The organism is Faecalibacterium gallinarum (assembly GCF_022180365.1).
GTDB lineage: Bacteria > Bacillota > Clostridia > Oscillospirales > Ruminococcaceae > Faecalibacterium > Faecalibacterium gallinarum.
Genome location: NZ_BQKV01000032.1, coordinates 1 through 11,633, shown reverse-complemented (window position 1 = coordinate 11,633; position 11,633 = coordinate 1). Strand labels below are relative to the sequence as shown.

Annotated in this window: 10 protein-coding genes and 1 other RNA gene; 1 reads left to right on the top strand and 10 read right to left on the bottom strand. The window is 60.6% G+C overall.

All coding sequences use genetic code 11. The features are described 5' to 3' along the window. Positions 1-73: 73 nt before the first annotated feature. The 9 genes from JCM17207_RS05440 to JCM17207_RS05400 form a co-directional block, all read right to left on the bottom strand. On the bottom strand, positions 74-1,393 hold the full coding sequence (locus JCM17207_RS05440; RefSeq protein WP_238316611.1) for a thymidine phosphorylase: 1,320 nt from the start codon (positions 1,391-1,393) through the stop codon (positions 74-76). A gap of 205 nt (positions 1,394-1,598) precedes the next feature. Next, the gene (locus JCM17207_RS05435) at positions 1,599-2,516 is read right to left on the bottom strand and encodes an ABC transporter permease (protein WP_238316610.1); all 918 of its coding nucleotides are present in this window, start codon (positions 2,514-2,516) and stop codon (positions 1,599-1,601) included. A 1-nt stretch (position 2,517) separates the two neighbouring features. After that, positions 2,518-3,684: an ABC transporter permease gene (locus JCM17207_RS05430; RefSeq protein ID WP_238316609.1), complete on the bottom strand. Its 1,167-nt coding sequence runs from the start codon at positions 3,682-3,684 to the stop codon at positions 2,518-2,520. A gap of 21 nt (positions 3,685-3,705) precedes the next feature. Beyond that, positions 3,706-5,202, bottom strand: coding sequence for an ABC transporter ATP-binding protein (locus tag JCM17207_RS05425; RefSeq protein ID WP_238316668.1), 1,497 nt, complete (start codon positions 5,200-5,202; stop codon positions 3,706-3,708). 248 nt (positions 5,203-5,450) lie between these two features. Next, a complete protein-coding gene (locus JCM17207_RS05420) occupies positions 5,451-6,629 on the bottom strand; it encodes a BMP family lipoprotein (protein ID WP_238316608.1) in 1,179 nt (392 codons plus the stop codon). Positions 6,630-6,823: 194 nt separating this feature from the next. Continuing rightward, on the bottom strand, positions 6,824-7,252 hold the full coding sequence (locus JCM17207_RS05415) for a cytidine deaminase (RefSeq protein WP_238316607.1): 429 nt from the start codon (positions 7,250-7,252) through the stop codon (positions 6,824-6,826). A 33-nt stretch (positions 7,253-7,285) separates the two neighbouring features. Beyond that, positions 7,286-8,005 carry a purine-nucleoside phosphorylase gene (gene deoD / locus JCM17207_RS05410; protein WP_238316606.1) on the bottom strand — a complete coding sequence of 240 codons (720 nt, stop codon included), beginning with the start codon at positions 8,003-8,005 and terminating at the stop codon, positions 7,286-7,288. A gap of 48 nt (positions 8,006-8,053) precedes the next feature. After that, positions 8,054-9,925 (bottom strand): M23 family metallopeptidase, encoded by a 1,872-nt coding sequence (locus JCM17207_RS05405; protein ID WP_238316605.1) that lies wholly within the window; start codon positions 9,923-9,925, stop codon positions 8,054-8,056. Between the two features lie 177 nt (positions 9,926-10,102). Beyond that, positions 10,103-11,014 (bottom strand): RluA family pseudouridine synthase, encoded by a 912-nt coding sequence (locus JCM17207_RS05400; RefSeq protein ID WP_238316604.1) that lies wholly within the window; start codon positions 11,012-11,014, stop codon positions 10,103-10,105. A gap of 102 nt (positions 11,015-11,116) precedes the next feature. Between JCM17207_RS05400 and rnpB the strand changes: the two genes are divergently transcribed. Continuing rightward, an RNA gene (gene rnpB, locus JCM17207_RS05395) (RNase P RNA component class A) lies at positions 11,117-11,454 on the top strand. A 76-nt stretch (positions 11,455-11,530) separates the two neighbouring features. On the opposite strand, the gene JCM17207_RS05390 is transcribed toward rnpB, so the two are convergent. Continuing rightward, the coding region (locus JCM17207_RS05390) for an IS3 family transposase (RefSeq protein WP_238316536.1) at positions 11,531-11,633 on the bottom strand (103 nt) is incomplete at its 5' end.

Below are 11,633 nucleotides of genomic sequence, written 5' to 3'. Positions count from 1 at the left end.
AAATTCCACATCTTTCCGCAAAAATGCCCCCGGCGGCTTGTCTCCGTCCGCGGGGGGCATAGGGGGAGAAGAATCAGAACCGCTCTACCCCGTCCTTGGTGACCAGGGCGTAGACCAGCGGTGCCTCGGCGGGCGGGTTCTCGCCGTAGGCGAGACCGCTGCGGTATTCCTCTTCCGCCGCTGCAAATTTTGCCGGGTCGCCCAGGAAGGTGGCCAGGCTCTCGCCCTTGTGGACATAATCGCCCCGCTTTTTGTGCAGGATGATGCCGGCGGCATAGTCGATGGGATCGCCCTTCTTGAGCCGGCCCGCACCCAGCAGCACGCTGGCGCTGCCGATCTTCTCGGCGTCGTTGGCCACAATGTAGCCGTCCTGTTCGGCCAGCAGCTCATACCGGGCCGCGGGCTGGGCAAAGAGGCTGTAATCCTCCAAAACCCGGGTATCACCGCCCTGGGCTGCGAACATCTCCTTGCATTTCGCAAAGCCGCTGCCGTCCGCAATGGCCGCCTGGGCCATGGCCCGGCACTCTTCCCGGGTACCCTTGTCCGCCAGAACCAGCATGTTGGCGGCCAGCTGCAAACAAACCTCGGTCAGGTCGGCGGTCCCCCGGCCCTTGAGCACCTCCATGCTCTCCATCACTTCCAGGCTGTTGCCGATGTTGTGGCCCAGAGGGGTATCCATATCGGTGATGAGGGCGGCCACCCGGCGGCCGTTCCGGGTGCCGATCTCCACCATCTGCTGGGCCAGCCGGATGCTGTCCTCCACCGTCTTCATAAAGGCGCCGGTGCCGGTGGTGACGTCCAGCAGGATGGCGTCCGAGCCGGAGGCCAGCTTTTTGGACATAATGCTGGAGGCGATCAGGGGGATGCAGCTGACGGTGGCGGTCACGTCCCGCAGGGCGTACATCTTTTTGTCCGCGATGGCGATTCCCTCGCTCTGGCCGATGACCGACAGACCGATCCGGTTCACCTGGGCGAAGAACTCTTCCTGAGACAGGGCGGTGCGGGTGCCGGGCACGCTCTCCATCTTGTCGATGGTGCCGCCGGTGTGGCCCAGGCCCCGGCCGCTCATCTTGGCGATCTTGACCCCGCAGGCCGCCACTAGGGGCGCAATTACCAGGGTGGTTTTATCCCCCACGCCGCCGGTGGAGTGTTTGTCCACCTTGATCCCCGGAATGGGGGAAAGATCCACCATCTCGCCGCTGCGCGCCATGATGTCGGTCAGGTCGGCGGTCTCCTGGGGGGTCATGCCCCGCAGATAGACCGCCATCATCCAGGCGGCCATCTGGTAGTCGGCCACCTCGCCCCGGACATAGCCGTTGACGATCATTTCCAGCTCGGCCCGGTCGTGGGTTCCGCCGTCCCGTTTCTTTGCGATCAAATCATAGATCCGCATGGTCTCATCTCCTGTCCTTTGCGCCGCCGGGCCAGAGCCCCGCAGCAGGTCAAACGGTCGTTTTTCTGGTTCCAGTATAGTCATACTTTTACCAAAATGCAAGGTGAAGTTGGAAGATTGTGCCATATTTTCACAGACAAAAGGCGGCACAGCCGTCCTTCTGCCGCTGTGCCGCCACTTGGTGTTTTTGGGGGTATTTGTTCCCTTAACGGGAGCCCTTATCGTAGGGGATACCCTCGGCCTTGGGGGCCATGCTGTTCTTGGAAGTAAACGCCAGAATGACCATCGAAGCCACGAAGGGCATCATGTTGTAGATATTGCTGGACCAGCCCAGCTGTGCCAGGAAGGTGGAGTCCGCGATGTTGGCCAGGCTCTTGAACACGGCGAAGAACATGGCCGCGCCGCAGATGTGGAGAGGTTTCCACTGGCCGAAGATCATAACCGCCAGGGCCAGGAAGCCTGCGCCCGCCACGCCGACCTCAAAGTTCCAGGTCTGGACGGGGGGAACGATATAGGCCATGCCGCCGATGGCGCCCAGGGCGCCCGACAGCAGCACGCCCGCGTACCGCATCTTGTAGACGTTGATGCCCACCGAGTCGGCGGCCTGGGGGTGCTCGCCGCAGGCCCGCAGCCGCAGGCCGAACCGGGTCTTGTACAGGACGATGAAGCTGATGATCAGCAGCACAAAGCCCAGGGGAACAAAGACGCTCAGCTCCACCCCGCCGACGGTGAACAGGAAAGGCTTGTTGGAGTAGTTCAGCTTGGCGCTGCCGCTCTCGCTGAAATACTTGGCCACAACCACGGCGATGGCTGTCGCCAGCAGGTTCAGGGCTGTGCCGCCGATGGTTTGGTCGGCTTTCAGGTTGATGGAAGCGAAGGCCAAGAGCAGCGAATAGACCATGCCGGCCAGAGCCGCCATCAGGATGGAGAGGATCACCACCAGCACCGGGGACATACTGGGGGGCAGCAGCGTCAGGGTGAGGACACCCGCCACGCCGCCGATAACCATGATGCCCTCCAGCGCGATGTTGATGATGCCGGAGTGCTCGCTGAACATGCCGCCCAGAGCCACCAGCATCAGGACGATGCCATACAGCAGGGTATATTTAATCAGCAACAGCATATCACTTGCCCTCCTTTTTCTGGGCCGCAGGGGCAGGCTCAGCGTTTACGTTGGTCTTGTCCGCCCGCTTGCCGCCGAACAGCAGACCGTGGATCTTGCCGCGGAACAGCATCGAGAAGGCGCACAGGTAGATGATAATGCCACTGATCAGGTCGGCCACCTCAGTGGGGTAATACTTGGTGGAAAGGAAAGAACCGCCCACCGTGATGTGGGAGATGAAGATGGCCGAGAAGATGGTGGCGATGGGGTTGGAACTGGCCAGCAAGGCCACCGAGATGCCGTTGAAGCCCATGGCGGGCAGGCTGGTGGAGTTCAGGGGGTTCCACTCGGACACGCCGGACAGGTAGAACAGGCCCGCGCCGAACCCGGCCAGAGCGCCGGCGATCATCATGGAGAGGATGATGTTCTTCTTCTCGTTGATGCCGGCGTAACGGGCGGCGTTCTTGTTCAGGCCAACGGCCTTGAGCTCGTAGCCGAAGGTGGTCTTTTCCAGGATGACCCAGATCAAAACGGCCACAATCACCGCCAGGAAGATGGCGATGGTGGTGCTGTTGGTCTGGAACACCTTATTCAGGCCGAAATCGGGAATCATGGTGCCCTCCGCCCCTTCCAGCCTGCGCAGGTTCCAGGTGCGGGTGTTGCGGGAGTCGTACATGACGCCCATACCGTTGCCGTAGATGATCTCGTTGACGAGATACAGGCCGATCCAGTTGAACATGATGGAGGTGATAACCTCGTTGATGTTCAGATAGGCCTTGAAGATGCCGGGAATGGCGCCCCACAGGCCGCCCATAATGGTAGCGGCCAGCAGGCCCACATACCAGGGCAGATGGAGCACGATGGCGCAGTAGAGGGCGCCGAAGGCTCCCAGGGTGTACTGGCCCGCCGCGCCGATGTTGAACAGGCCGGTCTTAAAGGCAAAAGCCACCGACAAACCGGTCATCACCAGGGGGGCGCCGTTGGCCAGCATTTTGCCGATGCCGTAGGGGGCATCGTAGAAGCCGCCCTTCAGGATGCGGACAAAGCCGTCGCTCCAGGCGTGGGCGGGGTTGATGGCCAGCAGGACCAGGTAGCCGCAGACAAGGCCGATCAGGATGCAGAGCAGCGCCGCCAGCACACTGGTGAGGGACGACCGCATCCCCGTATGGGAAAGTTTCTTTTTATTCATCTAAGCTCACTCCCCTTTCCCCTATTTGCGGGCGCCGGCCATATACAGGCCCAGCTCCTGAACGGTGGTGGTCTTGGGGTCAAACTCGCCGACGATCTCACCCTCGTACATCACGAGGATCCGGTCGGACAGATTCATGACCTCGTCCAGCTCGAGGCTGACCAGCAAGACGGCTTTGCCCTTGTCCCGCTCGGCCACGATCTGGCGGTGGATATACTCGATGGCGCCCACGTCCAGGCCGCGGGTGGGCTGCACTGCCACCAGCAGCTTGGGGTCGCGGTCGATCTCACGGGCGATGATGGCCTTCTGCTGGTTGCCGCCCGACATGCTCCGGGCGATGGTCAGGCTGCCCTGGCCGCTGCGGACGTCGTACTGCTGGATCAGCCGGTCGGAGTACTCCCGCACTTTATCCTGACGGATAAAGCCGTGGTTCTGGAACTCGGGCTGCCAGTACCGCTGGAGCACCATGTTCTTTTCCAGGGTGTAATCCAGCACCAGGCCGTGCTTGTGCCGGTCCTCGGGGATATGGCTCATGCCGTCCTTGGAGCGCTGGCGGATGCTGGCGCTCGTGATATCCTTGCCGTCCATCTGGATCTTGCCGCTGGCCAGTTTTTCCAGGCCGGTGAGGCCGTAGACAAACTCGGTCTGGCCGTTGCCCTCGATGCCTGCCAGGCAGACGATCTCGCCCGCCCGCACCTGGAAGCTGACATTATTGACCGAGTTTTTCTTGTGGGCGGCATTGTACATGGTCACGCCCTGCACATCCAGCACCACGTCGCCGGGGTGGGCGGGCTCTTTCTCCACAGCCAGCTGGACATCGCGGCCCACCATCATTCGGGACAGCTCTTCTTTGGTGGTCTTGGCGATCTCCACGGTGCCCATGTATTTGCCCTTGCGCAGAACCGTGCAGCGGTCCGCCACCGCCATAATCTCATTGAGCTTGTGGGTGATGAAGAGGATGGACTTGCCCTCCTTCTTGAACCCGCGCATGATCTCCATCAGCTCGTCGATCTCCTGCGGAGTCAAAACGGCGGTGGGCTCGTCGAAAATCAGGATCTCATTGTCCCGGTAGAGCATCTTCAGGATCTCGACGCGCTGCTGCATGCCCACCGAGATATCCTCGATCAGGGCGTCGGGATCCACCCGCAGGCCGTACTTTTCGCTCAGTTCCACGACCTTCTTGCGGGCTTCGGATTTCTGCAAAAAGCCCAGTTTATTGGGCTCCACGCCCAGAATAATGTTGTCCAGCACCGAGAAGCACTCCACCAGCTTGAAATGCTGGTGGACCATGCCAATCCCCAGGGCGTTGGCGTCGTTCGGGTTGCGGACCTGTACCTCCTTGCCGTTTTTGCGGATGGTGCCCGCCTCCGGCTGGTACAGGCCGAACAAAACGCTCATCAGGGTACTTTTGCCCGCACCGTTTTCGCCCAGCAGGGCATGAACTTCGCCTTTGCGCAGCTGCAGGGTGATATCATCGTTTGCCTTGATGCCAGGGAACTCCTTGGTAATATGAAGCATTTCGATTACAAAATCCTCTGCCAATCTGCTCACTCTCCTTTCACATCATAATGGCATGCATTTATATTGCCCTAATTATACCGTATTTCCGACGCATTGCACAAGCGTTTTTTTACTTTCTGGGTAAGGTTTGTTAAAAGTCATACTTTTTATTGTGACTTTTGCCAATTCTTGCCCCTTTTTCAGGGCACAAAAAAGGCGGGGTGCCCGGATGAGCGCCCCGCCTGAATAGGATATTTAGCTAAAACTTACTGGATGTAGTTGACAGTGACCAGATCGCTGGTGGTAGGCTTCACACTGTCCTCGCTGCTGTTGTCCACAACAACCTCGCCGCTGGCGATCTTGGCCTTGACAGCCTCGTACTCCTCGACGGTGAAGGTGCGGAAGTTCCAGCTGCCCTCAGCGGTGGGCAGGCCGACGTACTCGCCCTCCTCCAGGCCGAAGTTGCCGTTGGTGCCGGCGATGGAGCTCCAGTCGCCTGCGTCGATGTTGGCCAGAGAGTCGCTGACAGACTCGGTCAGGCCCTTCATGGCAGAGGTGATGAAGGGGTTGTAGCTGAAGGAGCCGTCCTCAACGCCGTTCACGCCGATGTAGTTCTGGTCCACGTCAACGCCGACCACATAGCCGTTGTTCTTGACGGCAGCCTCCAGAGCGGAGGTGTAGATGCCGCCGCCGCAGGCGAAGACGATCTCGGTGCCGTTGGAGTACCAGCCCTCCATACGGGAGGTGATGTTGGCGTCGCCGTAGAACTGGCCGCCGTAGAAGTAGTTGACCTCAACGGCATTGCCGGTCTCCTGAGCAGCAGCGTCGATGCCCTGGATGTAGCCGTAGCCGTAGCGGATAACCGCGGGAACAGCCATGCCGCCCAGGAAGCCCAGCTTGGTGAAGCCGTCCTTCGCGACAGCGTAACCAGCCAGGTAGCCAGCCTGCTCCTCCTTGAAGGTGATGCAGTAGCAGTTGGCGGGGATGGTGTCGGTGCCGATATCGGCCTGGGTCACGTCCACAGCGATGAACTTGGTGTCGGGGTACTGCTCGGCAGCCCAAGCCAGAGAAGCGCCGTACAGGTAGCCAACGCAGACGACAACCTCAGCGCCGTCGTTGACAGCCTGACGGATGAAGGTCTCGCGGTCCTCATCGGAAGCGTCTGCCTCGGGGATGTAGTACTGGCAGTTCTCAGTGCCCATGTAGCTCTCGACAGCTTCCCAGCAAGCCTGGTTGAAGCTCTCGTCATCAATGGTGCCGGTGTCGCAGCACAGAGCAACGTAGCTCAGAGCCTTGGTGCCAGCCTCGGAACCGGCAGCAGAGCTGGAACCGGTGGAAGCAGCGGTGCTGGTGCTGGAAGAAGAGCTGCCGCAGGCAGCCAGAGCGGAGACAACAGCGGTCGCGCCGGCCACTGCCATAAACTTACGACGAGAAATCATGCTCATAAGAACTCTCTCCTTTGTATACGATCAACTTTAACAAACTTTTTTCTGTGGGAATGTGCAATCTGTCGCATTCCGTCTTTAAGTATAACGGCAAATTTTGTCAGACGCAAGTCGTTTTCTATTACAATTTCTTTACAATATTCCGCCAACCCCAACAGAAAACCCGTCGGGAAATCCGCCGTATCACACATTTCTCACAAAACGTTGGCCTGGCCGAAGCCGAAGGGCAGAAGCTCCCCCAGGCTCCGCTCGATAAAGTCCTCGGGCGTCCTGGCCATAATGACGTTCAGGTCCGGGCCGCAGAACTCAAACAGGGCCTGACGGCAGACTCCGCAGGGGGCGGTGACCAGGGTGTTGACCTCCCCGATCCGCGCGCCCACCACGGCCACATCGGTAAAGCGGGTCACGCCCTCGCTCACGGCCTTGAACAGGGCCGTCCGCTCGGCGCAGCTGGTGGGGGTAAAAGCCGCGTTCTCGATGTTGCAGCCGGTAAACACCCGGCCATCCTCGGCCCGCAGCGCCGCCCCCACCGTGAACCGGCTGTAAGGTGCCACCGCCCGGGTGCGCGCCTCCAGTGCGGCGCGGATCAGCTCCTGTTTCTGCTCTTGTGTCAGCTGGGTCATCCGGTTTCGCCTCCTTGTGTTCGGGCTGGGGGCTCAATACTCTGCTTCCAGCGCGATCTTCATCATATCGGTAAAGCTCTTCTGGCGCTGCTCTGCGGTGGTGATCTCGGGGGAGACAAAGCTGTCCGAGATGGTCAGCAGGCAGGCGGCGTTCTTGCCCAGGGCCTGGGCGTTGGCAAAGAGGGCGAAGCTCTCCATCTCCACGCACAGGCAGCCCCGCTCGTCCCGCAGCTTTTCCCAGTAGGTGGGTTTTTCGTCCGAGGGCTGGCGGTAGAACACGTCCGAAGAATGGATGTTGCCCTCGATCAGGGGGATGCCCTGCTTCTGGGCCGAGGCGCGGAGCTTCTCGTTCAGGCTCTCGCTGGGCAGGGTGAAGTCCTTGTCGTAGCCGCTCTGCACCCGGGCGTAGCTGGACTCGCTGACGGCGCCGGTGGAGAGGACCACATCAAACAGTTTGGCTTTGGGGGTATAGCTGCCCGCCGAGCCGATCCGGATGATATTCTCTACGCCGTAGAACTTGAACAGCTCGTAGGAGTAGATGCCGATGGAAGGCATTCCCATGCCGCTGCCCATAACGCTGATGGGGCGGCCCTCATAGGTACCGGTGAAACCCAGCATCCCGCGCACACCGGTCACCTGCCGGACGTCCTGCAGGAAGGTGTCCGCAATGAATTTCGCGCGCAGGGGGTCACCCGGCATCAGAACCGTTTTGGCGAAATCGCCCGGCTCTGCGCTGATATGGGGAGTAGACATAACACATCGCTCCTTTTCTTATTTTCAGGCAGCCCTGTGCCGCCCGGTTTACTTGTTGAAGTAGTTCTGCGGGGGCAGATACTTGCCGTTGTAGCGGATCTCGAAGTGGCAGTGGTTGCCGGTGGAACGGCCGGTGCTGCCCACGTAGCCGATCAGCTGGCCCTGGCTGACCGCCTGGCCCGCCGAGACGGTCAGGGACAAGCAGTGCGAGTAGAGGGTCGAGTAACCGTTGCCGTGGTTGATGATGATGGAGTTGCCGTAGCCGGTGCCCGCGCCCGCCCGCTCATAGCCGGCCTTGGTGACAACGCCGCTGGAAGAGGCGTAGATGGGCGTACCTGCCGGGGCGCAGATATCCACGCCCTTGTGGCCGCTGGAATACCAGCGGGAACAATAGGTATACTGAGGCACGGGCCAGATAAAGGTGCCGTTGCCCACCTGGGCCACGCTGCCGCTGGGGAGCTTTGTGCCGGTGACAATCTTGCGGGGCACAGCCTCCTTGACCACTTCGCTGCTGAGGATCTGCTGTTCCAGCAGCACGCCGTTTTCGTCGTAGACGTTCTGGGCGGTGATGCTGCGGATGCCGGGCTCGCCCTCCTGAATAGTCTTGGTGGTGCCGAAGGCATAGTCACTGGAGCTGGATTTTTCGGTGGTGAAGGGGATTTCCTCCTCCCAGGTGACCGTCCGGGTGATCCGGATCTCCAGCACAGCTTCTTCCTTGGTGACGATGATCTGGTCGCCGGGGAAGATGGCCGAATCAATGTTCAGGCCGATATCGGTGTTCAGGGCGCAGAGTTCCGCCACCGTCAGGTTGTTCTTGGAGGCGATCAGGCTGATGCTGTCTCCCTCCATGACGGTGTAAACCTTCTGGGCCTGCTGCACGCCCGAGAGATAGTTGACGATGTCCTCGTAGCTCTTAAAGCTCTCGTTAAAATAGATGCCGTCCTCCAGAGTGACTTCCCGGTTGAAGCTGACAGTCTGGTTGGGGTCGTCGGCGTTTTCATAGGGTTCCAGCAGGCTGTCGATGTAGTAGCGCAGCTGGTCGCCGTCGGCACAGACTGCCGTCAGCTCCCCGTCCAGGTAGAGGGCTGTGCCCTCGCTGATCTCATCGCTGGCGGTGCGCAGGATGGTATCCGCCATCTGGCGTTCGTCCATCACATCCCCCGCCACGGCCAGGGTATAGGTGGGTTCGATGGTCCACTCGGTCTGGGAGGCGCCGGCGTAGTTGATTCGCTCCAGCACCGCCTCGCGGGCCGAGTCAAAGACGCCCTCGTTCTCCACATAGCCCACTGTGACGCCGTCCACCTGAACGGCCAGGGTATAGGGCTGGCTGATTACATAGCGCACCACGACCACCAGCAGGCCCAGGGCGCACAGAGGCAGAATATAGGCGGCGGTCCGGGGCAAAAGGCCCACATACCGCATCACGCCCCGGCCCAGGTAGCACAGGCTCTCCCGGACAGCGGCGCCAAGCCCCTTTTCCCGGCGGATCTGGCGGCCGTAGAGGTAGATGTTCCGCAATCCGCGGAAGAAGATATAAAAGGGGCCAAACAGTTCCTTGAGAACCAGTTTGACCTCCGGGAAGGCCATCTGGATGATGTTGGAAAGCTCTGTCCAGAAGGTGCGGCCGGTCCAGAAGGCCGCCGCACGGATGGCCCGGCCGATGCGGACCGTGGTATACTCCCCGGCAAAGCCCAGGGCATAGAGCATCCCGCCCAGTTTATGTAAGAACGGGTTTGAGACCAGCAGCCGAAGCGCCCGGCCCATCCCACGCTTTGCACCATTACGGATCCGGTGGCGGCGCAGCACGCCGACGCACTCGAGCCGCGCCCAGAGTGAGCGCAGTTTTTCTTTTCCAGTTGAGGGCCGCTGCGGGGCGGAAGGGGCCTCCTGCTGCGGCTCTCGTGTCTTTTCTTCGATCAAAAGGGTTTCTCCTTCCTGATTGGCTTGATGGGATGCTGCCCCCGGGCAGCGGCCGCAGCCCCGGCGCCAATCGGCCGGGCTGCCTGCCAGTTAAGTTAAATTATACACCCTGCCTCCCCTGAGACAAGCGTTCCCACAGAATTTGGTCAAAGGTTTCACGCACTTTTCACCGAGTTTTCACGAAAAAAGGGCCTGCATATCCTCGGGCAGGTGGCTTTCCACCGTGACAGGTTCCAGCCGCAGGGGCGTCTCGAACCGGAACCCATCCTCCACTTTCTGCCCCGCCGGGACGAAAAAGGTCTGCTTCGCACAGTGGAGGGCCTGGCGTCCGATCCGCTCCCGGCTGCCGCCGTAGAGCTCGTCCCCCGCCAGAGGGTGCCCGATGGAAGAAAAGTGTACCCGGATCTGGTGGGTGCGGCCGGTCACCGGCACGCAGGCCGCCAGGCTCAGCCCCCGTTCCGCTTTTAATATGGTATACTCGGTGCGGCTGGGCTTGCCCTCGGGGGTAACGCACCGGCCAATGATGCTATCCCCCCGCCGGCCGATGGGTGCGTCGATCACCCCCGGCCCCAGGGGCAATTCCCCCTCGGCCACTGCCAGATAGAGCTTTTGGACGTGCTGGGCCAGCAGCGGGGCGGCGTAGGTATTCTGGGCCGCCAGCACAAGGCCGCTGGTGTCCTTGTCGATCCGGTTCACCGGCCGGAACACCGGGCTTTGGCCCCGGGCAGCCCGCCAGGCCGCGTAGCCGTTGGCCAGGGTTCCGCCGGGATAGTTGAGGGTGGGATGGACCGCCAGCCCGGCGGGCTTGTCCAGCACCAGGGCAAAGGGGTCCTCGTGGGCCACCCGAAGGGGGATCTCCGGCTGGGGAGCCACGCCCCCTGCCTCCGGCGGCAGTTCAAAGGACACCACCTGCCCCGGGTAAACCCGCTGGTTTGCCAGCACCGGCGCCCCGTCCGCAAAGAAGCCCCCGCCCTGGAATTTGACCCCCCGGGCCAGGTCGGTGGAGACGCCGCACTGGCGCAGAAAAGTGCGCAGCAATACGCCCCCCTCTGCCGCCGGAGTGACCGGCACCGGAAAATACAGCCACATTCCGCGCCGCCTCCTCAACCAAACAAAATACAGCTTAAGTATATCAAAAAATACCCCAGCTTGCAAATCCTGTTTTTTTATGCTATTATGAAGAGCGGAAAACGAGTGGAACATACGGCGGCGGGGCGGCTTTGACCGCTCTGAGGAAAGTCCGGGCCTCACAGAGCACGGTAACTGCTAACGGCAGCCGGGGGTGACCCCAGGGAAAGTGCAACAGAAAGGAAACCGCCGCAGCAATGCGGTAAGGATGAAAGGGCGAGGTAAGAGCTCACCAGCGCATGGGTGACCATGCGGCTTTGTAAACCCTACCGGAAGCAACACCTATATGGGACATATAACGCTGCTCGCGCGTCCCGATGGTGGCACGAGCCCGTCAGCAATGGCGGGCCTAGACAGATCGTCGTTTAATACAGAACCCGGCTTACGGTCTATCTCGTTTTCCATTTTTCAAAAGACGCGCTGCTCGCTCCTGAAGTGACCCCAAAAAGTTAGACAATATTTGAAAGCAAACATTGTTTAAGCAGCCGAAAGGGCTTGTTGTCTGTGAATAGCAGGCGGCAAGCCCTTTAGTTTTGTCTTAATTCTGCGGTTGTTGTAATACTCAAGATAATTCACAAGT